The sequence below is a fragment of the Microbacterium wangyouchuni genome (genome assembly GCF_054072595.1).
In genome coordinates, this window is the sequence record NZ_JBSVRM010000003.1 from 154,478 (window position 1) to 181,107 (window position 26,630).

Sequence of the window (26,630 nt, forward strand, 5' to 3'; positions counted from 1 at the left end):
CTTGGAAAGCGCTTGCCCGAGCGGGGTAGGCTGACGGCGTGACTTCGCGCTTCCTCATCGGTGAGACCGACTTCCTACTCGACGGCCAGCCGCACCAGATCATCTCCGGCGCCATGCATTACCCCCGGGTGCACCCCGATCTGTGGCGTGACCGCATCCGCAAGGCGCGCCTCATGGGGCTGAACGCGATCGAGACCTACGTGGCCTGGAACGCGCATGAACCGGTCAAGGGCCAGTGGCGCGATGACGGGGACGTCGACCTCGGCAGGTTCCTCGACATCATCGCCGAAGAAGGGATGCACGCGATCGTGCGGCCCGGACCCTATATCTGCGCGGAGTGGCACAACGGCGGACTTCCGACGTGGCTGACCGCCGACAAGTCGCTGCGGCTGCGCAGCTCCGACCCTGCTTACCTCGCCGAGGTCACCGCGTACCTCGAGAAGGTGAACGCGATCATCGCGCCCCGCCAGATCGACAACGGCGGCAGCGTCATCCTCGTGCAAATCGAGAACGAGTACGGGGCCTACGGAGCCGACACCGCCTACCTCGACGCCCTCGTCACCACCACCCGCGCTGGCGGCATCACCGTGCCCCTGACTCAGGTCGACCAGCCCATCCCGCACATGCTCGCCGGCGGCGCGCACCCCGCGCTGCACAAGACCGGCTCGTTCGGCGGACGCATCCAGGAGCGTCTCGCAACCCTGCGCGAACACCAGAGCACCGGGCCGATGATGTGCATGGAGTTCTGGTGCGGTTGGTTCGACCACTGGGGCGAGAAGCATCACACCACCGCGTTCGCCGACAGCGCCGCTGACCTTGACCGGCTGCTCGCCGCCGGAGCATCCGTCAACATCTACATGGTGCACGGCGGCACGAACTTCGGTCTCACCGCGGGCGCGAACGACTCCGGGCGTTACCTGCCGATGGTCACCAGCTACGACTACGACTCGCCGATCACCGAATCAGGCGATCTGACCGAGAAGTTCCACGCCTTCCGCGAGGTTATCGCGAAGCACGCGCCGGTTCCCGATCTGCCGCTTACGACGCCGGCAGATGCCCCGACGTTCTCCGTCCCGTTCGAGGCGGTCGCCGATCCGCTGGGGCTGACTGCGACCGATCGCGGCGCCTTCGAGACGCCTGCGACGATGGACGAGCTCGGCGCGGACGTCGTGCTCGTGGAGTACTCGGCTTCGGCTCATACCTCGAGCCCCGGTGTGCTCGAGGCCGAGATCCGCGACTACGCGTGGGTCTCGCGTGACGCGCAGCCGGTCGGTCGTCTGCAGCGCAGCATCGGCGACGACAGCCTGATGCTTCCCGCCGGCAATCGGCTGGAGCTTCTCGTCGAAGAGACCGGCCGCGTCAACTACGACACCCGGATCGGCGAGGCAAAGGGCCTCATCGACGCCCCTCGCATCGACGGTGAACCCGTAGCGGGCCCGTGGCAGGTGCGCACGATCGACGTGCCGGCGCTCGGCCGGGCAGTGGCGGATGCCGCGACCGATACCGCGCTGATCGTGAACGGCCGCGCTTCCGGTCCGGTGGGCTTGCGCGGCGCGTTCGTGCTCGACGAGCAGGCGGACCTCTTCCTCGACACCCGCGGCTGGGGCAAGGGCTACGCCTGGGTGAACGGCTTCTTCCTCGGACGGTACTGGCGCCGCGGCCCGCAACGGACCCTGTATGTGCCAGCGCCGGTGACGCGTGCCGGAGACAATCAGGTCGTCATCGTCGAACTCGAAGCAGTGACCGACGCGACGGCCCGGTTCCTCGCCCGCCCCGATCTCGGGCACGAGGTCGAGTGATGGCCCCCGCATTCAACGCCGCATTCGACTGGGTCCGACGACACGTCGAGGCCGAACGACTTCCCACCGCCGTACTCGGCGTAGCAACGGCCGATGGCACAGTCGCACTGGAGGCGTTCGGCGATGCTCGGATCGACGACCGCTACCCACTGTTCTCGATCACGAAGCCGCTCACCGGCATAGCCGCGGCTCGTGCGATCGAGCGCGGCTTGCTGACCCCGGACACCCCGCTGACCGCGGCACTGCCCGGGTTCGGCGCCGGACGCGATGACATCGTGCGGCTGCGACATCTTGTCAGCCACACGTCGGGGATCAGCGAGACAGCGTTGGACTCGGTGACCCCGATGCGGGAGGAACTGCTCGCGCAGGGCCGCGACTTCGTCGCGGGTACCGCTTCGCGATACTCGACGCTCGCCTTCGAGGGCATCGCCGCGCTCATCGAGCAGGCAACCGGCGGCACCTGGGACGCCGAGGTCAGTGCCTGGGCAGCCGAGATCGGCGCGGATGGGCTGAGTCTCGACCTGTCCGACGCGCACACCGTTGCGGATGCCTCCGCCGCCGGCGTCGACATGGAACGATTTGCCCTCAAACGTTCCCCCGGCGCAGGCTTTGCAGGACGCGCTGATGATCTGCTGCGCCTCGGCTCCGCGCTCCTGCGGATCGGCACGGGCGAGCGGGGTGGCATCCTGCATCCGTCGACCCTGGCGATGATGCGCCGCCCACTGACCGGCGACATCCCCCGGCTGGAGCCGTACATCGCCGAGCGCGGGCAGGACTGGGGATTCACCTGGAACCTGCGCACGCGCGCTCCCGGTCTTATCGATCGCGACGTCTTCGGCCACGGCGGTTGGGCCGGCACGGAATTCTGGGTGCACCCGACTGCAGGACTCGCCTGGGTTCTGCTGACGAACCGCGCGATGCGCGATGGAGTCGAGCTCGATCAGCTCGACAACGCGATCATCGCGGCCTTCTGACATCCCTCAGGGGGGTTGCCCCCGTCACCAGCGCGGGTGGACGGCGGCGCGGAAGCGGCGGTCGTAGAGCTCCCGCACGGACGCGGTGAAGGCCTCGTCGAGTTCCGGCACCGAGCCCGCCGCCGCGTTCGATCGGGCCTGCGCGACGCTGCGAGCACCAGGAATGACAGACGAGACGCCCGGGAGCTGTGAGACCCACGCGAGGGCGGCTGTGGCCGGCTCGAGCCCGACGTTCTGGGCGAGTGTGGAGAACTCGTGCGCCGCTTCCACGCCCTCGTCGTAGTCGACGCCAGAGAAGGTCTCCCCCTGGTCAAAGGCCTCACCCTGCCTGTTGAAGGTGCGGTGATCGTTCGCGGCGAAGACCGTGTCGCGGGAGTAGCGGCCCGAGAGAAGTCCACTTGCCAGCGGCACTCGCGTGATGATGCCGACACCGGCTTCGCGCGCTGCCGGAAGGACCTCGTCGAGCGGCTTCAACCGGAATGCGTTGAGGATGATCTGCACCGTCGCGACGCGGGGGCGCGCGATCGCGGCGAGCGCTTCGGCAGTCGTCTCGACGCTCACACCGTAGTTCGCGATAGCCCCCTCCTCGACGAGGCGATCGAGCGCGTCGAACACAGTATCGTCGGCGTACACCGCCGTCGGCGGGCAGTGCAGCTGCACGAGGTCGAGCGTGTCGACGCCGAGATTGCGGCGACTGCGATCGGTCCACTCACGGAAGTTCTCGTACACATAGTTGGCCGGGATCTGCTCCGCGCGGCGGCCCATCTTGGTGGCGACCGTCAGCTCGACATCCGCGTTGTCGCGTCGCCACTGTCCGATGATCGATTCGCTGCGTCCGTCGCCGTAGACGTCGGCTGTGTCGAAGAAAGTGACTCCGGATTCCGCACTCGCATCGAGCACGGCACGGGCGTCAGCTTCGCTCACCTCGCCCCAATCGGCACCGAGCTGCCAGGTTCCGAGACCGATGGTGGAGACGTCGCGGCCAGTGCGACCCAGGGTGCGATGCTGCATGGGGCCGAGTCTACGGTGAACCGGGGTGAGCGCGGCCCGGACTGCGAGACAACAGCTCAGCGAAGAGCGCGTCCACAGCGGGGTCGACGCGTTGCAGCTCCGGGTGGGCGTCATGCCATCCGATGATCTCCCGAGCCGCGAGGTGGAACGCGACGGTCGGGTTGAAGTCGGGCACCACTCGACGGATCTTCGTGTTGTCGAAGATCACGGAGTGCGCCATGTCGCCGGTGAGCTGACCTGCGCGCTCGGGAGCTGCCTGCTCGATCTCGGCGCTGGTGGCGTAACGGAGCTTCGGTTCCGCCCCTGCTGCTCGACCGAGGATCGTGTAGATCTCGTTCCATGTGTAGACGAAATCGCTGGTGATCTGGAATGTGTCGCCGTAAGCGAGCGGGTTGCCGAGGAGTCCGACGAATCCGACCGCGAAGTCACTCGCATGTGTGAGCGTCCACAGCGACGTACCGTCACCGTGAACGACGATCTCCTCGCCGCGCCGGATTCTGTCGATCGCCGTCCAACCGCCGAATGCGGGGATCGTCCACTTGTCGTAGGTGTGCGATGGGCGCAGCACCGTCACCGGGAACGCCCGGTCACGATACGCCCGAGCGAGCAGCTCCTCGCATGCGATCTTGTCGCGAGAGTACTGCCAGTGGGGATTGCGCAACGGCGTCGATTCCGTGATCGGCAGGCGTGCAATCGGCTTCTGGTAGGCGGATGCGGAGCTGATGAAGACGTATTGCCCCGTGCGACCTTCGAAGCGATCGATATCGCGCTGCACCTGGTCGGGTGTGAACGCGACCATGTCCACGACGACGTCGTACTCACGGCCACCGAGCGTGGCATCGACCGCCGCTGCATCCGAGATGTCAGCCGTCAGCACCTCGACGCCCTCCGCGGGCGCACGGCGGGACTGCCCGCGGTTGAGCAGCGTCACCTCCATGCCACGCTGCGCCGCGAGTGCGCTTGCTGCCGAGGAGATGATCCCCGTCCCGCCGATGAACAGCACCTTCATCTGAGCCATGTCTGCACTCTATCGATGCGGCCTGCTGAACGCGCGCGGCTCACACCCCTTCATCAGTGATGAGCTGGCTCTCGCCGACGGCGTCCGGCGCGATATCGCGTTCGACGGTCGTCTTCAGCGGCACCTCCTTGATGAAGCACAGCAGCACGACCGCGACAAGCGCAAGAGGCGCCATGCCGAGCAGGAGTGGGGTCAGCGCGTCGTTGTATCCGTGCACCACGACCTCGTGCACGGATGCCGGCAGCTCCAGCACACTGTGCGGAGTGAGCGAAGCGATATCGCCGACCTGGGCTGCCGCAGCACCAGAAGGAAGCCGAGCTCCGATGATGTCCACCAACCTCACGGCGAACAGGCTCCCGATCACCGCGCTGCCCAGCGAGGCGCCGATCTGACGGAAGAAGTTGTTCGCGGCAGTCGCTGTGCCCACCACCCGGTTCGGGAACGTGTTCTGCACGATCAGCACAAGAATCTGCATGTTGATGCCCAGGCCCATTCCCAGCATGCCCACGTCCATGCAGAAGCGCCACAGCGGGGTCTCGGGCGTCATCGTTCCCAGCAGAACCAGTCCGAGCGCGACCAAAGCCGCCCCAACGATCGGCATCCATTTGTAGCGCCCGTACTTGCTCACGAGCCAGCCGCTGAGCAGTGAGGTGACCAGCATCATGCCCATCATCGGAACCATGAGGATGCCCGCCATCGTGGCATCCGCACCGAATGTCATCTGCAGATAGGTCGGCAGATACCCGATCGCGCCGAACATCGCGACGCCGATGAGCAGGCCCGCGGCGGTGGCGAGGTTGAAGTTGCGGTGCCGGAACAGGACCAGCGGGATGATCGGCTCGACGGCGTGCCGTTCCGCGAAAACGAACAGCACCCCGAACACGACGGTTGCCGCGATGAGCGAAAGGATGACCGGGGACGTCCATTCGTAGTCATTGCCGCCCCAGGAGGCGACCAGGATGAGACTCGCCGTTGCCGCCGCGAGCGTCATCATCCCGAACACGTCGATCTTCGGCTTCGAGTTCGTGCCCTTCGGCAGATGCAGCAGAGTGATCGCCGCCGCAAGCGCGAGAGCGCCGAGGGGGATGTTGATCCAGAAGGTCCAACGCCAATCGACCTCTTCGGTGAGCCAGCCGCCAAGGAGCGGGCCGGCCACCGACGACACAGCGAAGACAGCGCCGATGATGCCCATGTATTTGCCACGCTCGCGCGCCGGAACGACATCGGCGATAATCGCCTGCGACAGGATGATGAGCCCGCCGCCGCCGAGCCCCTGCACGATTCGTCCGACGATGAGCACCGTCATGTCGGGGGCGAGCGCACCGATCACGGAGCCCGCCATGAACGTCACTATCGCGAAGATCATCGGCCCTTTACGACCGATCAGGTCGCTCATCTTGCCGTAGATCGGCATCATGATGGTCGAGGCGAGGATGTAGGCGGTCATCACCCACAGCATCTGGTCGACGCCGCCGAGTTCACCGACCATCGTGGGCATCGCGGCGCTGAGCACCGTCTGGCTGAGCGAGGCGAGCAGCATCGCCAGAACCAGCCCGATGAAGAGCAGGATGATGCCCCGCCGCGACTCGTGCGAGCGGGGCCGTGGAGTGGTCGAGGAAACAATCATGGCAGCGTACGCAATACCTCTCGAAGGGTATGCAGAGTTTCGTCGACCTGGGGTCGGATATCAGCGGCCGAGGTGTGCCCCTCGATGACCTTTCGGATGCTCAGGCGGAGCACCGCATTGCACGTCACAACCAGAGCACGCGCTGCATCGTCGATCTCCGACAGTGCAGTGAAGGTGCCTCCGGTCCGCATTCGGTCGGCAACAGCACCGGCGATGCGCTGCTCGACGCCGATCATTCGGGCCCACTGCCGCTGAATGAGCTGCGGATGCTGCGCCATCAGTGCCCTGCGCTGTTCAAGCAGTGTCTCGTCGCTGGGCGTGAAGACTCCGAGCATGAGCGTCAGAATGTCGCCGATGAGATCGTCGGAGGTTCCGGAGCGCAACACGTCGAGTTCGTCGTCGCTCGGCAGCCCCTCGTGCAGGCCGACGAACGCATCTTCTTTGGTCGGGTAGTAGTTGAAGAACGTGCGCGGCGAGATGTCAACGCGCGCGCTGATCTCGGCGACCGTCGCCGCTTCTGGCCCGAGTTCGAAAGCCAGGTCCACGGCCGCTCGGTGGATCGCATCTCGCGTCTGCCGCTGCTTACGGGCTCTCAGACCTTCTGGTTGTTGCACGTACGCATTATTGCACGATCTGCAATTATGCACGAGATACAGGTCACGTACTATGCAGTGCAGCGGGCTGACGGAATGACCAAAGCCAAACGACGCCCGCTACCGATTCGTCACGATTGAGGCCATCCCATGCGAAGCATGAACCGCACCACCGGTACGCTTGCCGCCACCATCGGACTCAGCATCCTTCTCACTTCCTGCACCACCGCGACACCAGAACCATCCACTCCCCCGGCGAGCGACCACGCGGCGACGGATCAAGCGGACGCACCGTCTGGGACACCACGCGTGGTCACTACCGGTCTGAACGCACCATGGTCAGTCGTCTTCCTCGACGGCGCCCCACTAATCAGCGAGCGCGACAGCGGCCGCGTCCTTGAACTCGCAGACGATGGCAGGACCCGCGAAATCGGAACGGTGGCGGGCATCGACTATGCCGGCGAGGGCGGGCTTCTCGGCATGACCGTGGGCGACGGGCGACTCTATGTCTACTCGACAGGGAAGGACGGAAACCGAATCCAACGCTACGACGTGACGGGCACACCGGGATCACTCGCACTGGGCGACGCCGTGACAATCCTCGACGAGATACCTTCTGCGAGCTACCACGATGGCGGACGCCTGGCATTCGGCCCCGACGGCATGCTCTACGCCACCACCGGCGATGCAGGTCAGGGCAGCGCCGCCCAAGAACTGGATTCCTTAGGCGGCAAGATCCTCCGCATGACCGCCGACGGCGAAGCCCCGGCCGACAATCCATTCGCCGGCTCGCTCGTGTACAGCTACGGACACCGCAACCCCCAAGGGCTGACCTGGGCGGATGACGGCACCATGTTCGCAACCGAGTTCGGGCAGAACACCTGGGACGAGCTGAACATCATCACCCCCGGCGCCAACTACGGATGGCCCACGGTAGAGGGCATCGCGAACAACGACGACTTCACGGATCCCGTGCAGCAATGGGAACCGAGCATTGCCAGCCCCAGCGGCATGACCCATCTTGATGGCACTCTGTTCATCGCAAACCTACGCGGAGCAGTACTCCGAACAGTTCCCGTCGCCGACCCCACGGCGTCAACCGACTACTTCAGCGGCGAGTACGGCCGCATCCGCGACGTCACCGTCACACCAGACGGCACCATCTGGTTCATCACGAACAACACTGACGGACGAGGCGAACCCGATGCCGACGATGATCGCCTCATCGAAGTGACCTGGGGATAGCGCCACCCCGCTGACCGATGAGTGGTCGACGCAAGATTGAACTAATTGGTGACGCTAGAGGTGAAGCGGTTCGAACACATCATCCTGCATGACCCTCGATCAAGCCTGCGGCGAGAGGCGTGCCGCAGGCGCCATTTGACTATGACTGCCCGTGGAGTCAGAGACTGTGGGATTTGAACAGAGGCCCACAGAACGCGGAGAAAGAACCCTGCAAAACAACTTCTGACCAGGGATTTATGGCGGAGACGGAGGGATTTGAACCCCATCTTTCGAATCCGGTCTCATCCCGATTCACTCGGAAACCCCGGATTCACGCGATTTTGGGATCCGGAAGATCTGGTCTCAGCCCGTCTCGGCAGGATCGATTCTTGTTCAATTTGACGCAAAATGTGGGCACGGATACTGGCTCTCGCACTACCACGTCGACGGTCACATTCTGCGTTCCAGATCAGTCTCGCGTACCGCAATTGGTAGCGGTAGGGGTAAAGCCGTTCGAACGCCTCACCCTGCAAGGGCCTCAATCAAGTCTGCGGCGAGGATGCTTGCTGCGAGCGACGTTTGCGCGGGGTCACCGATACCCAGCTCCGCTTGCCCCGCCATGGCCGACCCCAGCACTTCTGGTCCCGCGGCGAAGAGGTCTGCGAGTGCGATTGCGGCGACATCGCAGCTCACATCTTCGCGAAGGATGAACCGGATGCTGCCGACGAGGTCGACCGTGGGGCGCGGCTGCGAGGATGCGGTAGATATCGGGCGCATCCTTGTTGGCCGCCCCGCTCTCGTTGACGTTCGAGTTTCGCCACCCAGCGGTTACGCGGACGGTGCGAATCGAGCTCGCAGATCGGCCTTTCTGATCTTGCCGCTCGCCGTTCGAGGCAACTCATCGACGATCACGGTCTTCGCCGGCACCTTGTAGCGCGCCAGTCGCCCATCCAGATGAGCACGCACCTGATCGGCGCCGATCATGATGCCGTCCCGAACAGTGAGCACAGCCCAGGGCACCTCACCCCAACGCTCGTCGGGAACTCCAATGACGGCCACACCGGTGACACCATCCATGTCATTGATGAGGTTCTCGATCTCGGCGGGGTAAATGTTCTCGCCGCCGGAGATGATCATGTCCTTGAGTCGGTCCGAGATGTAGAGCACGCCGTCGCCGTCGAGGTATCCGAGGTCACCGGAGCGGAACCATCCGTCTGCGGTGAACGCTTCTGTCGTTGCCTCAAGTCGACCGTGGTAGCCGGCGAACACGTTGGGTCCCGAGATCTCGATCTCCCCGACTGTGCCGCTCGGCACGGCACGGCCATCCTCGCCCGCGATCCGCACATCGGTGAAGAAATGCGGAACCCCGACACTCCCCTGCTTCTCGCGCGTGCGCTCAGGAGCAAGTAAGGTCGCGCCAGGAGCAGTCTCGGTCATTCCGTAACCCTGCGAGAACGACAACCCTCGCTCCTCGTAGGCGTTCAGGACGCGTGAGGGTACGGCGGATCCTCCGCAGGTCAGCTTCCGCATGCTCGAGACATCCGTGGCGGCCCAATCGGGATGATCACAGAGCAATTGGTATGTCGTCGGCACGCCGGAGAGCATCGAGACGCCGTGGTGCTCGATGAGCGCGAGCGCACGACCTGGATCGAACCGCTTCTCGAGCACCAGCGTGCCGCCCTTGATGATGATCGGAAGCGCGCCCATCCCGAGGGATGCGACGTGGAAAAGCGGCGAGATCATCAGGGCCACATCGGTCGAGACGATGTCGTAGTCGATGATGGCGTTCAGCGCCGCCCAGGTCAGGTTCCCGTGCGTGAGGACTGCGCCCTTCGGTTTCCCCGTCGTTCCCGAGGTGTAGAGGATGGCCGCGGGCCGGTCCAGCGCGGCAGGCGCATCCTCCGAATTGCGCTGCCGCGGAACGTCCACGGCTTCGCGCGGCGCAGATGCCTCCCGCTCATGCGCGGAACCTGCTGCGATCACATGCGCGACCGACGATGCGACGTCCGATACTCGAGCGCTGAACTCGGCATCGTGGATCAGCACTCGCGCTCCCGAGTCCGTGAGGACGTGCTGGATTTCCGGAGGAGCGAGTCGGGTGTTGACGGGCACGAATACCGCCCCGATTTGTACTGTTCCGAACAAAGCCGCGAGGAAGTCAGGACTGTTCTCGCCCAGGTAGGCGACGCGATCTCCCGGCCCGGTGCCGCGACGGTCGAGATCGGCCGCGACGACGTCGGCCATCTCTGCCAGTTCGCGATACGTGAGCTTGCGCCCGTCATCGAAGACGAGCGCGGTCTTATCCGGTGTCTTCAGACGACGCGTCGCCATCCAGGAACCGAGTCCATGATCATGCATCGTATGTCTCTCCGTCGAGGCTGGCAGTCGTCTACGACCGTCGCGATGGTGGAATCTCCGGGCCGGCGCACTGGGGAAGCCGACCCGGAGAGTGCGTCAGGCGTAGAAGCGCTGCAGGCTCCGGGCGACGACGGCGGGCTTGCCGTTGCCTTCCGCCTCGATCGTGACATCGATCGTGAGCTGGGCACCGCCGGCCACCTCGGTGACCTCGGCGACCGTGGCCGTCGCGCGGACACGCGATCCAACCTTGACAGGCGACACGAAGCGGACCTTGTCGAGACCGTAGTTGACCTTGGTCGTGACACCTTCGACATCCAGCAGCGACTCCCACAGCGGGATGAGCAACGACAGGCTCAGGAACCCGTGCGCGATCGGACCGCCGAAGGGGCCATCCTTCGCGCGCTCGGGGTCGGTGTGGATCCACTGGTGGTCATCGGTCGCATCGGCGAACGTGTCGACCCGCTCCTGAGTGATATCGATCCACTCGGACGGGCCGAGCTCCGAGCCGATGAGGGTGGCGAGGTCCGCGTAAGTAACAGTGGTGGTCATAATGGTGAGTCCTTTCAGAGGGGAATGACGTCAGCGTTCAAGCGTCGAGGCCGAGGAGACGGGCCGCGTTGCCTTTGAGGATTCCCGGCATCACCTCGGGCTTGAGGGCCGTCTGCTCGACATCCTTGAGCCATCGGTCCGGGGTGATGAGCGGGAAGTCCGACCCGAACAGGACGCGCTTCTTCAGGAGCGAGTTCGCGTACCGGACGAGTTCGGCAGGGAAGTACTTCGGGCTCCACCCGGACAGGTCGATCCAGGTGTTGTGCTTGTGCGTGGCGACCGAGAGCGCCTCGTCCTGCCACGGCACCGACGGGTGCGCCATGATGATCTGCAGGTCGGGGTTCTCCGCAGCCACACCGTCCAGCAGCATCGGGTTCGACAGCCCGAGCCGAAGGCCACGGCCTCCAGGAAGACCAGCGCCGATACCGGTCTGCCCGGTGTGGAACAACGCGACGACACCGGCATCCTGCAGAGCTGCATAGATCGGCTGATAGCGCACGTCGCTCGGATCAAAATTCTGCACCGTCGGGTGGAACTTGAAGCCGCGCACGCCATGATCGCCGATCAGGCGAGCGACCCGCTCGACCGCGTCATCCCGGTTCGGGTCGACTGAGCCGAACGGGATGAGGACGTCGTTGTTACGCGCCGCGCCTTCTGCGATCTCCGCGCTGGAGATCGGCGGGTGCTCCAGGTGAGTCTCGGCGTCGACCGAGAACACGACCGCCGCCATCTTGCGCTCACGGTAGTACTCCGCGATGGAGTCAAGGTCGGGGCGCCCGGCATCGGTGGAGAAGTACTTCGTCGCGGCCTCGTTGAGGTCATCGGGCAAGGAGGTGTGTCCGTGTCCGTCGACTTCGACATGCACGTGCATGTCGATCGCAGTGATCGCCCCAAGGTCGATCGCAGATTCGTAACGGGTCATCGCAGGCATCGGATCACGCCTGAGCGGGCTGAAGCTCGGCAGGAAGCGCCGGGAACTTCTCGCCGACCGACTGCACGTTGCCCGTGAGGAGAGCAGACTGCTCGACGAGCGCGTCGAATGTCCATCCGCCGTCACGGTACTCGGTAACGGCGGGCTCCGGGTGGCTCCAGACCTGCAGACGGTCGCCGCCGACGCCGATCGCCTGACCGGTGATCGCAGCCGCTTCGTCGGACGCAAGGAATGCAATGAGGCCGGACACGTCGGAGGCATTGCCGAAGCCAATCTCCTTGCGGAAGAACTCCGGCATGGGCTCGCCCTTCGCATCTGCCCCGACAGCAGCGGCGAAGTACGGCACGGTGGCGGTCATCGCGGTCGCAGCAACCGGAATGACTGCGTTAGCGGTAATACCCGCCTTCTTGAGCTCAAGCGCCCAGGTGCGGACCATCCCGACAATGCCGGCCTTGGCAGCGCCATAGTTGGTCTGACCGAAGTTGCCACGCTGACCAGTCGGGGACCCGATCGTGATGATGCGGCCAGCGACACCGTTCTCGCGCATGTAGGTCGCTGCCTCGCGGACGCAGGTGAAGGTGCCGCGGAGGTGCACGTTGATCACCAGGTCGAAGTCCTCGTCGCTCATCTTCCAGAGCACGGTGTCGCGGAGCACTCCCGCGTTGGTGACGAGGATGTCGAGTCCCCCGAAGGAGTCGACCGCAGTCTGTACGAGTTGCTTCGCCGTCTCAGTCGAACCGACCGGCGCGACCACGGCGACTGCCTTGCCACCGTCGGCCTCGATGGTGGCAACCGCATCTGCGGCGGTCTGCGCGTCGACGTCGTTGATCACGACGGATGCGCCCTGCCGCGCGAGTTCCTGGGCGTAGGCGAGGCCGAGGCCGCGGCCCGAACCTGTGACAATGGCGACTTTGCCGTTCAGCGACATGGTGTGCTCCTTAAGGTCGTAAATTGATAAGACCATACAATAGTAGGAAAAGTCAACTATCTACTTCTTCATTCGCTATGCTGGTCGTGTGACCACCGACATCGACACCCCATCACGTCAGCAGCAGCTGGCCGCTGGCAGCATCGGGAGCGACGTCAGCTTCCTGATGGCCCGCGCGAACGCCGTCTCGCTTTCGACCGCCAACACCCGGCTCGCCGGCCACGGCCTCCGCGTGCGTTCGTACAGCGTGCTGGCGCTCGCCTGCGACGGTGGCCGGCCCAGTCAGAAGGAGATCGCCGAGCTGCTGCGGCTGGATCCCAGCCAGGTGGTCAGCCTCATCGACGATCTCCAGGAGCGCGGATACGTCGAACGCGTGCCGGACCCCCGCGACCGTCGATCGAATGTCCTCGTTGCGACACCCGAGGGTAAAGCAACACACGCCCGCGCCCGCGTCGAAGTACGACAGGCCGAGGAAGAGCTACTGGCTCCCCTCACCGCATCCGAACGCGAGACGCTCAGCCGTGTGCTCCGGCAGCTCGCCTTCCCATCCGATTGAGCCGACGCCCGAACACTCGTCTCGCAGCCTTAGCAAACCCGCCTCCAGAATCGAGCAGATGATGACATCCGTCGCCCTTCCCCGCACGATCTTCGACGAGTCGCACGACGAGTTCCGAAACGTCGTTCGTCGTTTCGTCGAACGCGAGGTCAGCCCGAATCTCGAAGCGTGGGGTGAAGCAGGTCGCGTCGACCGCAGCTTCTTCCGCAAGGCAGCCGAGACCGGCCTGATCGGCATCACCGCACCCGAGGAGTTCGGTGGCGGCGGCGTCGAAGACTTCCGATACAACGCGATCATCATCGAGGAGTTCGCCCGCGCCGGCGCGACAGACGTCTCCATGTCGATCGACGGCGAAAACGACCTCGTGGCGCCCTACTTCATCGCCTTCGGCTTACCCGAGCAGAACGCCCGCTGGCTGGCTCCGATGATCTCCGGAGACCTGGTCGGCGCCATCGCTTTGACTGAGCCAGGCACGGGCTCCGACCTCGCAGCCATCACGACGACAGCGATCGCGGATGGTGACGACCTCATCGTCAATGGATCCAAGACCTTCATATCGAACGGGTTGCTCGCGGACTTCTTCATCGTCGCCGTCAGCACCGATCCCGCAGCCGGCCGCAAGGGCATCACGTTGCTCATCATGGATGCTGATACTCCGGGATTCACTCGCAACGGACCGCTGAAGAAGATCGGCCTGTCCGCGCAGGACACCGCCGAGCTGTCTTTCGCCGACGTGCGCGTTCCGCGCACGAACATCCTCGGCACAGCGGGTGAGGGCTTCACCCACATGCGCCGGAACCTCGCGGTCGAGCGTCTCAGCATCGCCGTCACATCCATGGCGCGGATGAGGGCGACGTTCGACCAGGCGTTGACCTACGCGACCGAGCGCAAGGCCTTCGGCGAGCGCATCGCCGACTTCCAGGCGAACCGCTTCTACCTGGCTGAGCTTGCCACCGAGATCGAGGTGACGCAAACGTTCATCGACCGCTGCATCCTCGACGCATCCGGCCACGAGCTGGACGAGGTGACCGCGGCGATGGCGAAGTGGTGGGCAACAGAACTGCACCAGCGCGTCATCCAGCGCGCCCTACAGCTACACGGCGGATACGGGTACATGCGCGAATACGCCGTGGCGCACGACTACATGGACTCCCGCGTCGCGACGATCTTCGGCGGCACCACGGAGATCATGAAAGAGATCATCGGGCGGCGCCTGACGCGCTAAATCCCCGAACGAAAGGCGCTGGCGACGCTTGAATCTCAATGGCACCAGCGCTTGATCAGGCCAGCCGCATGCCTGGGGAGCGCTGCATTCGACTGGTCCCGCAAAACTAGCTCGCAACGCGGGGCTCGGGCCCCGAGCCGAGCCCCGCGTTGTGTCGAACGCAGCTCGTGCCGCCGGCCGTTACGACGTCGCGGCACCGGCTGCGGTGAGCTTCAGCTGCGATGTCGAGGCGTGTGCGTCCACGCGCGTGCTGCACACCTTCCAGTTACCGCCCTCAAGCCGGAAGTCCTGAAACACTTCCTCGATCGCGTCCAGTTTGAGCGGTGTGGCGGACTTCATCTCATAGATCGAACGGATCGACACGATCGACGCGTGCGTCTCATCGACGAGCTCGAAACGAATGTTCGTCGTGAGGTGCTTGTAGCCCTTACTCATCGTCTCGTCGTTACGGAACTCAAGCATCTTGACAACCGCTTCTTTGCCGATCACCTCGCGAATCTCCGCAAGATAGTGTGGGTTGTGACTGATCATCTTGATGTCATCCGTCAGCAGGTTCACCCGATCCAACGAGCTGTGCCCACCGAATCCATCGGTGCAATCGATAATCGCGTGCATCACCGCCGTACATGCCGCCTCAGCGCTCAACTCCTCCAGCGTGCGCGGTCGGCCCATGGAAACCTCGTAAGCAACCATCATTCTCCTTTCAGCAGACGAGCACACAGCGCCCGCCCGGTAGTGCGATTAGTGTTTGTCAGTTGGATTTGTAGACACCGCGCCAATCAAAGGCGTTCTGCGTCCCCTCTGGATAGATGAACTCGACGCCCCGTACCGTAGACGCAGTACCCAGGACATTCGGAACGCCAACGAAGTACAGGGCAGGCACATCCGTCGCCAACGCATCCTGGAACTCCACCCACGCCGCATCCACGACATCTTGCGACTGTCCAGCGGTCGCATTGGCCGCCACCAGTGCGTCTTCAACCGCCGGGAAGGAATTGCCGCACTGGTTCAAAGCGGCGTTAGGGCCGATCGGCGCATCCATGCTGAAGGCGCCCACGTTGGTGATGTAAAGATCAGACTGGTTTTCCTTGGCCCATACACGACCGTTGTTCTGATTGGTGACCTTCGCGTTGAAGCCGATCGACTCCAGTTGGCTCTGCAGAACCGTCGCCACAGCGGTGCTGAGCTCCCACTCCTGATCGGCGACGATTTCGAGTTCCGCACCCACCACCCCTGCTTCCTTCACGAGCGCCTTCGCCTCATCCAAGTCATAGGAGAGTTTCTCGGCCGCCTGCTCGGAAGTCCCGACACCGGGAGGGAGCAGGAAGTAGCGTTCCTCTCCCAAGCCGCCCAGGACGGCATGGTTCACGGCTTCCTGATCGAAGGCCTTTGCGACGGCAAGGCGCGCTCGGACGTCGCTGAGCGGCCCACTCGTCGCACACATAGACACGAGCGGACTCATCAGCGAGGACTGGGCGACGATATCCACCCCGGCGGCCTTCAGGCTCTCAATCTCACCGAAGCTGGATATCCAGCCTCCGTCAATCTCGCCGGAACGTAGCGCGATGGAGGTTGCCGTTCCCGAGTCGACGAGCTTGAAGGTTACAGCGGAGGGGTGATAGTCATCGGCCTCCCACCCATCGTCGTACTTCTCAAGGCGCACTTCCTGCAACGGAACGGAGCTAACGAAGGAATATGGGCCTGCCCCGACGGGGCTCTCTGCAAAACTCGCTCCCAACTCTTCGACCGCAGTCGGGGACGGAACACCGAGCCGCAACGCGGACGTGAGCATCTGGTACGTGAAGGCCTCGATCTTCGGGGCATTCAAGCTCACGCGAATCTTCTCATCACCGATGATCTCAACCGACTCCATGGACTTGATGACCGGGTTGCCGATCAGCGCCGCATATTCGTTGATGATCTTGTCCCAGGCCACCTTCACTGCCTCGGCGGTGAAGGGCGTCCCGTCGTGGAAGGTCACGCCGCTGCGGATCGTGAGTTCCACGGTCTTCGCGTCGATGATCTCCCACCCCGACGCCAGCCCAGGAGCCAGCCCGTCTGGCGTGAGTTTGAGCATGGAGCCGTAGATGAGGTTGAGCCAGACCCCGGACTGCGCCGTAGGGGTCTTGGTGAACGATTCCTCCGGGGTGAGTGTGGTGTATCCGCTGGCCCAGGAAACACCCCAAGTGATGGGAGAGTCCGTTGCTCCAGCCGTCGAGGCGCGGGGAGACCCGGAGTCGCCGGCACATCCAGTGAGGAGAATCGCGACGACCGACACGCTCACAGCGCACTTCATAAATTTACCGATGAACATCGAAAACCTTCCCAAGCCGGGTAATTTCGGACGGCCTCAGCGCCGTCCGAATCGAAAGAGAGCTCGCGCATCAATCGACCTTCTACGAACGATCAATCGCGCAAAGTTACATGAATTTGATGCTGCGAATGGACGGTGGTGCCGTACTGACTTGCGTCACGAACAGTGTGCCGATCTTGTGGACGGACGAACGGAAGCGCATTCGCGTAGTTACCTGTCGCACGATAGGTAATCTACTTGCCACCGTACGGGTACTTCCTTTTATATGCAATAACGAATCTGTAAACTCTTGCTACCGCTGTCACCCGGTGCGTGCGGGTGTCCGCGTTTGCTCAGTTCCTGCACATCCCGCACAGACGTCGATAGGGACGCATGATCACTTCCAAGAGCACACCCACAAGACCGCTCGGGGTACTGCAGCAACGATGGTCGATGCCCCTCGCGGGTTGTCTCTTTGTCGCGCGATTCCTCACGCGAGGAAGAATCAGTTCCTGTGCAGCGCTCGGCAGCGGTCGACTTCTACGTCACCGAGACCCACCATGCGTAGCGCCGTCGATGCGAATAGCTCGGCATCGATCTTGCGATGGCCTTCTCTGCGCAGCGTGATCACCGTTTCGGCGAGGTGAACCAGCATCGAGCCGAGCAGATCGCGATCCGACGTACGACGCACTTCCTCGGAGGCCGCTCTCCTGGCAATCTCGGAGTATGTGCGCCGCAGTGCCTCGTGAGCTTCACGAAAGGCGTCGAAGCGGTCGTGCGACACCTCCGGCAACGCGTACAAAGCGCCAACGTTGTGGGGGGCACGGGCGAGTGTCTCCACATCGAACCGCATCAGCGCGTAAAGCGCGAATGCCGGATCGCTCCGCCACTGAGGCGTCTGTTCCTGCGAGAGAGCAAACTCTGTACTGGGCCGGACTGTCGACTCGAGCAGCGCGGCGAGGAGGTCATCTTTGCCGCTGAAATGGTAATAGAGGGAAGGCTGACGGACGCCGACCCGCTCGGCGATCGCACGCGTTGACGTCGCGACATACCCATGCTCTGCGAACAGCGCAGCGGCGGCGTCGAGAATCTGCTCTTTCGGCGAGAGCTCGCTCGCCTCGTCCGTCGCCTTGATTCTCGGACGTCCGATACGGGGGCGTTTGTGAAGTGCCATCGAAGATGATTGTTGCACGTCGTTACATGCTTCCGGCGCTCACTATCGTTCTGAGAGAAGAGATTTTCACCCACCGAAGTCGGAGATCTCCTAAGCGTCGTTCAGCGCCGAGGACGCTCCCCAGTACCCCAGGCACACGATGCCCGCCTGCGAGTTGGCCGTTGCCGATCACCAGCGGAGCAGGCACGGATGTCGCCACACGGACGAATTTTGCAGCCACGGAATCTCGATGGCGTCTGCGACATTCAGCCGCTCCAATGGTTGCGCGGCGTGGAAGAGCACTACGTGCGGGCGCGCTTCGCCGGCGGGTCCTCAAGCCTCAGTCGGGTTCCCGAGCGAGAATTCTGTGCGTGTAGCCTCTGGGCGCCATCGTCTCACCCCAGGTCAACCGCGACGGATCGATCCCGGCGAGCGTATACGGCGATCCACTCGCCGGTCTGCTCGCCCTGCGCTCTCACGTCTTGACGCGCGTTACGCACACTGTCGGTCCGATGAGTGTCGGCGATACTTCATGCGCCCGTCCCTCCACAGTGGAGTCAGGCCTGGCCGTCCGCGCCGACGAGCGGCTTCGCGGGCTCTCGGGGAAGAACCGACAGGACTGAGGCGCCCCCGAGTGCGGGTCCACTAGTGTGCAGGTGACAGTGTACGGTGCCGCCGTCGGGCGCCTCGAAAGCGGGCGGATCGACCTCGGCGCACACGGGCATCGCGAGCGGACAACGGGTTCGAAACCGGCAGCCGGAGGGCGGGTTCAGAGGGCTGGGTAGGTCGCCTTTGAGCGGTGGGCTGTCGCTTCTCGGAGCACGCGCAGGGTGTGAACGCGGGATCGCCGTCAGCAGTGCCGCCGTATACGGATGACGGGGCTCGGAGTACACCTGGTTTGTCTCGCCTTGCTCGACGAGCCTGCCCAGATACATCACCCCGATCCGATCACTAACCTGATTCACGACAGCGAGATTGTGAGCGATCAGGAGGTAACTCATTCCCCGTTCACCCTTGAGGTCCTCGAGCAGATTCAGAATCTGCCCCTGCGTTGACACATCCAGCGAACTCACCGGTTCATCAAGCACGATCAGGTCGGGATGCGTTATGAGGGCACGCGCGATCGCCGCCCGCTGAAGTTGCCCCCCCGATAATTCGGCGGGATAGCGATCGATCAGCGTCGGCCGCAGGCCCACGGCTTCAAAAGCCTCACCGGCGAGCGATGTCGTCTCGATGCGCGACAGTCGCCGGGATGCTCGGAGAGGTTCGACGACCGAGTCGCGGAGCGTGCTGGCGGGGTCGAACGAGGAGTGCGGATCCTGGAAGACCATCTGCACGCGCTGGCGAAGCTCTCTCAAGTTACGTCCGCGCAGCGCAGTGAGATCCTGCCCCTGAAAGAACAGTGCGCCCGAAGTGACATCTGTCAGCCGCACCACCATGCGCGCTAGCGTGGACTTGCCCGATCCGGACTCCCCGACAACACCGAAAGTCTTTGCGGAGCCGATCGTCAAAGAGACCCTATCCACGGCATGCAGCCGGGCCCGAGGCCCGAAGGGAACCGCCTGTCCGATCTCGAAAATCTTGGTGACCTCACTCACCTGCAGAAGAGGCTGCGCTGATGCCGCTGATTGGGTCATGCTTTCACTCCAGTCAAGACGAGTTCCTGTGATCGAATACACCGCGACGCACCCTCACCCGCGGGCGCAGTCCTTAGTTGCGGGACAACCTGATGGCAGACATCGGTTGCATACACACACCGAGGAGCGAAACGGCACCCCGGAGGCAAAGCATCCATCGCGGGGATGGTGCCCGGGATCACCGCCATCCGCTCACGATGCCGGTCGACGTTCGGCATCGCATCCAGGAGGGCTTCGGTGTAGGGGTGGCGCGGCTGGTCGAACAGGTCCAATACAGAGGCGTCCTCCACGATCTGCCCTGCATACATCACCACGGCCCGGTCGCACAGCTCAGCGACCACTCCGAGGTCATGTGTGACAAAGAGCACTGACACCCCACTCTGCTTCTGGAGTCCGCGAATCAGCGCGATGATCTGCGCCTGCACCGTAACATCGAGCGCCGTAGTTGGCTCGTCCGCGATGAGCAGATCGGGATCGCCCGTGAGCGCCATTGCAAGCATCACTCGCTGGCGCATTCCGCCGGATAGCTCGTGCGGGAATGCTCGCATCCGTGCAGCAGGCTCCGGGATCTGAACCTGAGCCAACAGCTCGATCGCCCGCTGGCGCGCGGCTGCACGCCCGGCGCGCGGATGATTAATGCGGTAGGCCTCGACCAATTGATCGCCGATCCGGAAACTGGGATCGAGCGCCGTCATCGGGTCCTGGAAGATCATCGCGATTCGCGCGCCACGGATGCCTGCCATCTGCGAACGACTCTTGCGCAGCAGGTCCTCCCCGTCGAGAAGAATGCTTCCACCAGCGATCGTGGCAGGCGGCGACGGCAGCAGGCGCATGATGCTCAACGACGTTACGGATTTACCCGACCCACTCTCTCCGACGAGGCCGACGATCTCGCCACGTGCGATCTTAAGGTCGACTCCGTCGAGAACCTCGAGGTCTCCGTTCGGTCCACTCATCGTCACGCGAAGGCCCCGGATGTCAAGCAACGGACTGTCGGGCTTGTTTTCAGCGTGCTCAGTCAAACTGCCCGGGTCGAGCTGGGGCGCCGCGACCCGGGTTATACCCCGTGACGGGCGAGCGTTGCTGCCCCGGGCATTGCGGCCTGTACCCAGGGCCTCCGCCAGTGCATCGCCAAGAGTGTTGAACGCAAGGATCGCGAAAGCGATCGCCGCTCCTGGGATGACGAGTTGGATCGGCGAGGAGAAGAGTGCCCCTTGGAACGCGAGTTCGAGCATATTTCCCCAGCTCGAGGTCGGCGGTTGCACGCCCGCACCGAGATAGCTTAGGGCAGCTTCGGCCAACATCACATCACCGAAGACGAGCGTCAGATACGCGATCAGCGGAGAGGCGAGGTTCGGAACGATCCGGCGAAACAGAATCCTCGTCGTCCTACTTGCACCGACGATCGATGCCTCGACGAATGTCGCCTTGGCGATTCTCAACGTCTCGGCTCGCACGAATCTGATCATGTGCGGCACGAGGAATACCGTCAGCGCGATAACCGTCGTCAGGAAGCCCGGCCCCATGACGCCCGCTATCGCGAGAGCCAAGATCATGCCGGGGATGCTCAGCGCGGCGTCCGACAGCCGCATGACGATCTGATCCGTGATTCCGGAGCGATAGCCGGACACCAAACCGATCGGGAGGGCGATCGTCAGAGTGAGCGCGATGACCAGGCCAGCAATCGCCAGCGACATGCGCGCGCCGTACATGATTCGAGAAAGCGTGTCACGACCGAACTGGTCGGTCCCCAGCCAATGCTCGGCGGACATCGGCGCAAAGGCGTTGAGGATGTCCTGCTCATTGGGTGCGTAGGGCGCGATGAGAGGCGCTGCGACCGCAACGAGCACGAGAAGCATCAGAAACAAGCCGGAGGCGAAGGCCCCCGGGCGCTTCTTGAACACCCCCCATTTGATTGAGACGGCGCGCCGCCGTACCGATCGGCCGACGATGGCATGGATGTCAGTCTTCATTGAGCCCGCACCTTCGGGTTAAGCGCGCTGTACGCGATGTCGACGAGTAGGTTTACGGCGATCGTGAGGACGGCAAACAGCATCGCGCTCGCCTGGATCGCTTGAACGTCACGGTTACCCACAGCCGTGAGTGCGTAAGTGCCAAGACCTGGAATGCCGAAGACCTTTTCGATGATCAGCGTTCCCCCCAGGAGCCCAGAGAAACTGGCACCGAAGATGGTCACGGCGGGGATGGCCGCGTTACGCAACCCGTGCAGTCCAATGACGCGGCGTTCGCTCGCACCCTTGGCCCACAACGTGCGAATGTAGTTACTCCCGAGCGCGTCGATCAGGGAGTTCCGGAGTTGCCGGATTATCGTCGCCGACATCAGCAGGCCGAGTGTTATCGCGGGGACGAATCCGTGACGCAGGAACTCGGGGAATGACTCGGTGATGAGGACGAAACCGGACGACGGGAAGATCGGGTTGTAGATCGCAAACGCGAGAATGAGCAGCGGCCCGAGCCAGAAACTGGGCATCGACATGAATCCACTCGAGTACACCCGGGTGATCTGGTCGAACCATCCCCCGGGTCGCCGCGCGGCGAAAATGGCGACGGGGATCGCAATCGCCAGCGCGAGTACGGAAGCGAACAGCGCCAACTGCAGCGTGTAAGGGAAGCGCCGCGCCAGGTCATCACTGATCGAGTACCCCGTGAGCGCCGAGTGACCGAAGTCCAACTGCAGAGCGTGCCAGAGCCAATGGCCATAGGCTACCCAGAAAGGCTTATCCAAGCCGAGTTCGGCCGCGATTCGATCGACATCTTCCTGGCTCGCCTCGTTGCCGGCGAGGACTGCGGCCGCGTTACCCGGCACCAGCGCCGTCAGCGAGAATATGCCCAAGGACACGATGATCAGGATCGGAATGGCCGATGCCAGCCGTCGGAGGATCACTGCAAGCATTCCGGTTCCCGTCTCTTTTGGACTTTCAGCGCGGAGCCGGAGCCGCCAATGTGGCGGCCCCAACTCGCAAGGCGATTCAGGCGGGGTTGCCCTCTGGTGCGGCTGCGGTGAGCTTCAGCTGCGATGTCGAGGCGTGTGCGTCCACGCGCGTGCTGCACACCTTCCAGTTACCGCCCTCAAGCCGGAAGTCCTGAAACACTTCCTCGATCGCGTCCAGTTTGAGCGGTGTGGCGGACTTCATCTCATAGATCGAACGGATCGACACGATCGACGCGTGCGTCTCATCGACGAGCTCGAAACGAATGTTCGTCGTGAGGTGCTTGTAGCCCTTACTCATCGTCTCGTCGTTACGGAACTCAAGCATCTTGACAACCGCTTCTTTGCCGATCACCTCGCGAATCTCCGCAAGATAGTGTGGGTTGTGACTGATCATCTTGATGTCATCCGTCAGCAGGTTCACCCGATCCAACGAGCTGTGCCCACCGAATCCATCGGTGCAATCGATAATCGCGTGCATCACCGCCGTACATGCCGCCTCAGCGCTCAACTCCTCCAGCGTGCGCGGTCGGCCCATGGAAACCTCGTAAGCAACCATCATTCTCCTTTCAGCAGACGAGCACACAGCGCCCGCCCGGTAGTGCGATTAGTGTTTGTCAGTTGGATTTGTAGACACCGCGCCAATCAAAGGCGTTCTGCGTCCCCTCTGGATAGATGAACTCGACGCCCCGTACCGTAGACGCAGTACCCAGGACATTCGGAACGCCAACGAAGTACAGGGCAGGCACATCCGTCGCCAACGCATCCTGGAACTCCACCCACGGCCTCAGCGGCCGGGAAGAAGTCCCGTTTCTTAAAAACGCTCTCGCATCGATTAATCAAACTTGTACTCGATCGGGTGCGCCACGTCATCTGCGTTTCACTACGAAGAACACAGATGCGATAGAAAATCGCGAATCACCTGCAGTCAGTTCATCTTGTAAACGGACCAACGCTGGTACCTTCACTCAATTACCTGTCGAACGATAGGTAATCTATCTGTACCGTACGGGTAATTTCTTTGATGCGCAATAGGCCCTTACCGTGCTCAGATGGCCTGGCGGCGCGCCAGGCTCGCGGCCGCGGCGCTTCGGACCTTCCAACAACCCCCTTCGAGAACGAAATCCTGGATAACCTCCTCGGATGCGAGCAGAGTCAGCAGCCCGGGAGGCCTGAACACATAGATCGAACGCACGGACACTAGTCGTGCATTTGCGCAGTCGACCAGTTCGAATCTCAAGTTGGTCGTCAGGTGCTTCAAACGCTTGGACATTAACCATTCACCTCGTTCGCACCTCGTTCGCGAAGCATCGCCTCGACCGCAGCCTTGCCGAGAACGTCTCGACCGGAGGCGGGCTAGTGAGCGGAATCCGAGCCAGGAGGACCGTCTCACTGAGCACCGCAATCCGATCGGGCGAGTCATGACCGTCGAATCCGCGACCCGTGGAATCCACCCATCCGTGCCGCCATCGGGGCTCGATTGCGAGATGTCCACCAGGTCACACAACTGATGATCGATCAGGTCACCGAAAACGACGGGGCTGAGGAAAGCCTTCATCATTAGCGTCGAGCGCGACAAAACGTCGCCGAGCGTGGCCATGCTGACCGCCCCGCGCGAGATCTTGAGCAGTTCCGCGGGCGATCTCCTCCGCCGCAGCGCGACTCGCACCACCCTGCGGGATAATGTGCCGCGCACCGATCGGGGCGAGAAGGACGAGTGCGTTCTGACCTCTCGCAAGGAAGAACGTCCGCAGACGATCCGGTCGTCCTGCGCCCCGGGCGTCGGGCGCCGCGGTCGGCACACCGGCAATTCCGAATCCGAGTACCTCCATGTGCTGTCGGAGGCGGTCAGCGTCCTCATCACCGGCGATTCCCTGACGTTCGACGGGCGGGAATCACATCAGTGGCACGCCGGCCTGGAGCAAGACGCTGAACTTCACTGAGCCCTCGCTCCCGCAGCCTGGAACGGTCTTAGCTACTCGAACAACATCCCAATATGTAATAGGCTGATTTCCGTACGAGAATCATTTAGTTGTTACTCATGGCTTCGAGACAGACGCCACTCACCACAGAACAACCGTTCCTGCGCGTGACGAAAACACATAAGCTCGCCCGAGGGGACCACACCATCACTGAACTGACGGCTCAACTTCGCGCGCTCGATCCGCGCATCGCGCTCGGCACCAATGCGTTCGGCTGGACGGCTTCAACCTCCGAAGCCGCCGCCGTGCTCGATGAACTCCTCAGCCGGAGCGACGCTCCGATCTTGCTCGACACGGCGGACGTCTACACCCGCCCCGGAGCAGGAGACGACGTGCTCGAGACATCCGAGGGCGTCATCGGAGCTTGGCTGCGCGCAAACCCCGACGCGCGCAAGTGCACGCTCCTGGCGACCAAGGTGGGCGGGGGGCCCGGCGGCGGACGTCTATCCGCTACGGGCATCCGCCGTGGAGCGGAAGCCTCGCTGCAGAGACTGGGCACGGATCGCATCGACGTGTTCTACGCACACAAGGACGACCCGGATGTTCCGCTCGTGGAGACAGTCGGCGCGTTCGACGAGCTCATCGACGCGGGGCTCATTCGTGGGGTGGGCCTGTCAACATACTCGACGGAGCGCATGCGCGAGTGGATCAAGGTCGCCGACACGATCGGGGCGCGCCGACCGGTCGCGATCATGCAGCGGTACAACCTGATCTCCCGCCGCGGTTTCGAGCAGAATTACCGCCCCCTGATCCAGGAGTTCGACCTCGCTGGCTTCGTCTACTTCGTGCTGGCCTCCGGGCTACTCACCGGCAAATTCACCTCCGCCGAGCAGATCGAGTCGAGCGCCCGGTCGAAGATGACCGCCCTGTTCACCGGCAACGAGGCCTTCGAGTTCGTCGACGTTCTGCGCAAGACAGCCAACGAACTGGGCCTGAGCCCCGCAGCCGTTGCAACCGCCTGGGTCCTCGGTCGCGAGGGCGTGACCGCGCCAGTCGTGGGCGTGCGTTCAGTGGATCAGCTCCGCCAAGTGCTCGACGAATTCGCTCCCCTTCCCGCCGAGACGGCAGCCACACTCACTGCCGCCTCCAAAGAGTTCGCCTGAGGTCGGGTCGCACGCCCGTCGGCAGGTTCACACCACTCCGATCCGTGAGATCGTCGAGCTGCATGCGACAGGAGAAGCCGTCGGACAGGATCACGGCGTCAGTCCATACGGGAGCAGCTGCTGCTCGGCGACCGCGACGGCGACACCCCATAGCGGCCTTGCGCCACCCCGAAGTTGTGGGCCAGACCGCAGCATCCCCGTTCCTTTTTTTCGCAGCCGTCGACGAGGATGGGACGAGGTAATCGAGCCTTACCGCTGCCCGGGAGTTGGTGACGACGATTCCCAGCGATCTCCAAGAACGTCGCTACCACAGTGACCGCTGAGGCATGAGCGGACATGGCTGCCCTTCCTACCGCGAGCCACCTCACGTCCTGGACGGGAGCGCGTCCAGGGCAGAACGAGTCAGACGGACGCGTTTCCTCCGTCCACACTCGGCTCACGAACCACTACCTGAAAGCCGCCCTCGGCATCGCGGTTGCCGATCTCACGATCGAAAACAACCTATCTCGCCGTCACGTGCCGCGAATTCAATCCCGTACCGGCGCCATGCGCGCCGTCGTCGCGATCGCGAACACCCTGCTGGTAATCGCCTGGAACATGCTCACCAACGGTGTTGCATATGAAGAACTCGGCGTCGACCACTACGATCACACAAACCCGAACGCGCCAGACGACGACCGCTACGCCGGGTGGAAGCCCTCGAGATCCACCCCATCCTC

General features: G+C 63.3%; 23 protein-coding genes. 7 read left to right on the forward strand and 16 right to left on the reverse strand.

What is annotated here, in order from left to right; translation table 11 throughout:
- Positions 1–38 precede the first annotated feature (38 nt).
- A complete protein-coding gene (locus ACW5CM_RS05840) occupies positions 39–1,799 on the forward strand; it encodes a glycoside hydrolase family 35 protein (protein WP_457124441.1) in 1,761 nt (586 codons plus the stop codon).
- The gene (locus tag ACW5CM_RS05845) at positions 1,799–2,773 is read left to right on the forward strand and encodes a serine hydrolase domain-containing protein (protein WP_457124442.1); all 975 of its coding nucleotides are present in this window, start codon (positions 1,799–1,801) and stop codon (positions 2,771–2,773) included. The genes ACW5CM_RS05840 and ACW5CM_RS05845 overlap by 1 nt, the downstream gene beginning before the upstream one ends.
- A gap of 24 nt (positions 2,774–2,797) precedes the next feature.
- On the opposite strand, the gene ACW5CM_RS05850 is transcribed toward ACW5CM_RS05845, so the two are convergent.
- The 4 genes from ACW5CM_RS05850 to ACW5CM_RS05865 are packed head-to-tail and all read right to left on the reverse strand — an operon-like array spanning position 2,798 to position 7,043.
- A complete protein-coding gene (locus tag ACW5CM_RS05850) occupies positions 2,798–3,784 on the reverse strand; it encodes an aldo/keto reductase (RefSeq protein ID WP_457124443.1) in 987 nt (328 codons plus the stop codon).
- 10 nt (positions 3,785–3,794) lie between these two features.
- Complete coding sequence (locus ACW5CM_RS05855; protein ID WP_457124444.1) at positions 3,795–4,802, reverse strand: NAD-dependent epimerase/dehydratase family protein; 1,008 nt, start codon at positions 4,800–4,802, stop codon at positions 3,795–3,797.
- Positions 4,803–4,842: 40 nt separating this feature from the next.
- Positions 4,843–6,429 carry an MDR family MFS transporter gene (locus ACW5CM_RS05860; RefSeq protein ID WP_438255604.1) on the reverse strand — a complete coding sequence of 529 codons (1,587 nt, stop codon included), beginning with the start codon at positions 6,427–6,429 and terminating at the stop codon, positions 4,843–4,845.
- Complete coding sequence (locus tag ACW5CM_RS05865) at positions 6,426–7,043, reverse strand: TetR/AcrR family transcriptional regulator (RefSeq protein WP_457124445.1); 618 nt, start codon at positions 7,041–7,043, stop codon at positions 6,426–6,428. The genes ACW5CM_RS05860 and ACW5CM_RS05865 overlap by 4 nt, the downstream gene beginning before the upstream one ends.
- A gap of 138 nt (positions 7,044–7,181) precedes the next feature.
- On the opposite strand from ACW5CM_RS05865, the gene ACW5CM_RS05870 reads away from it, so the two are divergent.
- A complete protein-coding gene (locus ACW5CM_RS05870; protein WP_457124446.1) occupies positions 7,182–8,267 on the forward strand; it encodes a PQQ-dependent sugar dehydrogenase in 1,086 nt (361 codons plus the stop codon).
- A 501-nt stretch (positions 8,268–8,768) separates the two neighbouring features.
- On the opposite strand, the gene ACW5CM_RS05875 is transcribed toward ACW5CM_RS05870, so the two are convergent.
- The 5 genes from ACW5CM_RS05875 to ACW5CM_RS05895 form a co-directional block, all read right to left on the reverse strand.
- Complete coding sequence (locus tag ACW5CM_RS05875) at positions 8,769–9,023, reverse strand: hypothetical protein (RefSeq protein WP_457124447.1); 255 nt, start codon at positions 9,021–9,023, stop codon at positions 8,769–8,771.
- Positions 9,024–9,074: 51 nt separating this feature from the next.
- On the reverse strand, positions 9,075–10,604 hold the full coding sequence (gene menE, locus ACW5CM_RS05880) for an o-succinylbenzoate--CoA ligase (protein ID WP_457124448.1): 1,530 nt from the start codon (positions 10,602–10,604) through the stop codon (positions 9,075–9,077).
- Positions 10,605–10,700: 96 nt separating this feature from the next.
- Complete coding sequence (locus ACW5CM_RS05885; RefSeq protein WP_457124449.1) at positions 10,701–11,153, reverse strand: MaoC family dehydratase; 453 nt, start codon at positions 11,151–11,153, stop codon at positions 10,701–10,703.
- A 37-nt stretch (positions 11,154–11,190) separates the two neighbouring features.
- Positions 11,191–12,075, reverse strand: coding sequence for an amidohydrolase family protein (locus ACW5CM_RS05890; RefSeq protein WP_457124630.1), 885 nt, complete (start codon positions 12,073–12,075; stop codon positions 11,191–11,193).
- 13 nt (positions 12,076–12,088) lie between these two features.
- Positions 12,089–13,012, reverse strand: coding sequence for an SDR family oxidoreductase (locus ACW5CM_RS05895; protein WP_457124450.1), 924 nt, complete (start codon positions 13,010–13,012; stop codon positions 12,089–12,091).
- Between the two features lie 88 nt (positions 13,013–13,100).
- Here ACW5CM_RS05895 and ACW5CM_RS05900 point away from each other — a divergent pair, with 88 nt between their 5' ends.
- Positions 13,101–13,568 carry a MarR family winged helix-turn-helix transcriptional regulator gene (locus ACW5CM_RS05900; protein ID WP_438253893.1) on the forward strand — a complete coding sequence of 156 codons (468 nt, stop codon included), beginning with the start codon at positions 13,101–13,103 and terminating at the stop codon, positions 13,566–13,568.
- A gap of 58 nt (positions 13,569–13,626) precedes the next feature.
- Complete coding sequence (locus tag ACW5CM_RS05905) at positions 13,627–14,793, forward strand: acyl-CoA dehydrogenase family protein (protein ID WP_457124451.1); 1,167 nt, start codon at positions 13,627–13,629, stop codon at positions 14,791–14,793.
- Between the two features lie 180 nt (positions 14,794–14,973).
- On the opposite strand, the gene ACW5CM_RS05910 is transcribed toward ACW5CM_RS05905, so the two are convergent.
- From ACW5CM_RS05910 to ACW5CM_RS05940, 7 genes are all read right to left on the reverse strand, one after another.
- Positions 14,974–15,486: a hypothetical protein gene (locus tag ACW5CM_RS05910; protein WP_457124452.1), complete on the reverse strand. Its 513-nt coding sequence runs from the start codon at positions 15,484–15,486 to the stop codon at positions 14,974–14,976.
- Between the two features lie 58 nt (positions 15,487–15,544).
- Positions 15,545–17,077 (reverse strand): ABC transporter substrate-binding protein, encoded by a 1,533-nt coding sequence (locus ACW5CM_RS05915; protein ID WP_457124453.1) that lies wholly within the window; start codon positions 17,075–17,077, stop codon positions 15,545–15,547.
- Positions 17,078–17,591: 514 nt separating this feature from the next.
- A complete protein-coding gene (locus ACW5CM_RS05920; protein WP_457124454.1) occupies positions 17,592–18,260 on the reverse strand; it encodes a TetR/AcrR family transcriptional regulator in 669 nt (222 codons plus the stop codon).
- A gap of 536 nt (positions 18,261–18,796) precedes the next feature.
- A complete protein-coding gene (locus ACW5CM_RS05925; protein WP_457124455.1) occupies positions 18,797–19,876 on the reverse strand; it encodes an ABC transporter ATP-binding protein in 1,080 nt (359 codons plus the stop codon).
- Positions 19,873–21,849: a dipeptide/oligopeptide/nickel ABC transporter permease/ATP-binding protein gene (locus ACW5CM_RS05930; protein WP_457124456.1), complete on the reverse strand. Its 1,977-nt coding sequence runs from the start codon at positions 21,847–21,849 to the stop codon at positions 19,873–19,875. The genes ACW5CM_RS05925 and ACW5CM_RS05930 overlap by 4 nt, the downstream gene beginning before the upstream one ends.
- Positions 21,846–22,790, reverse strand: coding sequence for an ABC transporter permease (locus ACW5CM_RS05935; protein ID WP_457124457.1), 945 nt, complete (start codon positions 22,788–22,790; stop codon positions 21,846–21,848). The genes ACW5CM_RS05930 and ACW5CM_RS05935 overlap by 4 nt, the downstream gene beginning before the upstream one ends.
- A 76-nt stretch (positions 22,791–22,866) precedes the next feature.
- A complete protein-coding gene (locus ACW5CM_RS05940) occupies positions 22,867–23,385 on the reverse strand; it encodes a hypothetical protein (protein ID WP_457124458.1) in 519 nt (172 codons plus the stop codon).
- A gap of 1,033 nt (positions 23,386–24,418) precedes the next feature.
- Here ACW5CM_RS05940 and ACW5CM_RS05945 point away from each other — a divergent pair.
- Entirely contained in the window at positions 24,419–24,769 is a 351-nt protein-coding gene (locus ACW5CM_RS05945; protein WP_457124459.1) for a hypothetical protein, read from the forward strand.
- Positions 24,770–24,915: 146 nt separating this feature from the next.
- Complete coding sequence (locus tag ACW5CM_RS05950; protein ID WP_457124460.1) at positions 24,916–25,911, forward strand: aldo/keto reductase; 996 nt, start codon at positions 24,916–24,918, stop codon at positions 25,909–25,911.
- The last annotated feature ends 719 nt before the right edge of the window (positions 25,912–26,630 follow it).

What these genes read in the sequence shown, in the direction of transcription:
- ACW5CM_RS05845 (WP_457124442.1), top strand. Translation starts at nt 1,799, where the DNA reads ATGGCCCCCGCATTCAACGCCGCATTCGACTGGGTCCGACGACACGTC.
- ACW5CM_RS05850 (WP_457124443.1), bottom strand. Translation starts at nt 3,784, where the DNA reads ATGCAGCATCGCACCCTGGGTCGCACTGGCCGCGACGTCTCCACCATC.
- ACW5CM_RS05855 (WP_457124444.1), bottom strand. Translation starts at nt 4,802, where the DNA reads ATGGCTCAGATGAAGGTGCTGTTCATCGGCGGGACGGGGATCATCTCC.
- ACW5CM_RS05860 (WP_438255604.1), bottom strand. Translation starts at nt 6,429, where the DNA reads ATGATTGTTTCCTCGACCACTCCACGGCCCCGCTCGCACGAGTCGCGG.
- ACW5CM_RS05870 (WP_457124446.1), top strand. Translation starts at nt 7,182, where the DNA reads ATGAACCGCACCACCGGTACGCTTGCCGCCACCATCGGACTCAGCATC.
- ACW5CM_RS05875 (WP_457124447.1), bottom strand. Translation starts at nt 9,023, where the DNA reads ATGCGCCCGATATCTACCGCATCCTCGCAGCCGCGCCCCACGGTCGAC.
- menE (WP_457124448.1), bottom strand. Translation starts at nt 10,604, where the DNA reads ATGCATGATCATGGACTCGGTTCCTGGATGGCGACGCGTCGTCTGAAG.
- ACW5CM_RS05885 (WP_457124449.1), bottom strand. Translation starts at nt 11,153, where the DNA reads ATGACCACCACTGTTACTTACGCGGACCTCGCCACCCTCATCGGCTCG.
- ACW5CM_RS05890 (WP_457124630.1), bottom strand. Translation starts at nt 12,075, where the DNA reads ATGACCCGTTACGAATCTGCGATCGACCTTGGGGCGATCACTGCGATC.
- ACW5CM_RS05895 (WP_457124450.1), bottom strand. Translation starts at nt 13,012, where the DNA reads ATGTCGCTGAACGGCAAAGTCGCCATTGTCACAGGTTCGGGCCGCGGC.
- ACW5CM_RS05905 (WP_457124451.1), top strand. Translation starts at nt 13,627, where the DNA reads ATGATGACATCCGTCGCCCTTCCCCGCACGATCTTCGACGAGTCGCAC.
- ACW5CM_RS05910 (WP_457124452.1), bottom strand. Translation starts at nt 15,486, where the DNA reads ATGGTTGCTTACGAGGTTTCCATGGGCCGACCGCGCACGCTGGAGGAG.
- ACW5CM_RS05920 (WP_457124454.1), bottom strand. Translation starts at nt 18,260, where the DNA reads ATGGCACTTCACAAACGCCCCCGTATCGGACGTCCGAGAATCAAGGCG.
- ACW5CM_RS05925 (WP_457124455.1), bottom strand. Translation starts at nt 19,876, where the DNA reads ATGACCCAATCAGCGGCATCAGCGCAGCCTCTTCTGCAGGTGAGTGAG.
- ACW5CM_RS05930 (WP_457124456.1), bottom strand. Translation starts at nt 21,849, where the DNA reads ATGAAGACTGACATCCATGCCATCGTCGGCCGATCGGTACGGCGGCGC.
- ACW5CM_RS05935 (WP_457124457.1), bottom strand. Translation starts at nt 22,790, where the DNA reads ATGCTTGCAGTGATCCTCCGACGGCTGGCATCGGCCATTCCGATCCTG.
- ACW5CM_RS05940 (WP_457124458.1), bottom strand. Translation starts at nt 23,385, where the DNA reads ATGGTTGCTTACGAGGTTTCCATGGGCCGACCGCGCACGCTGGAGGAG.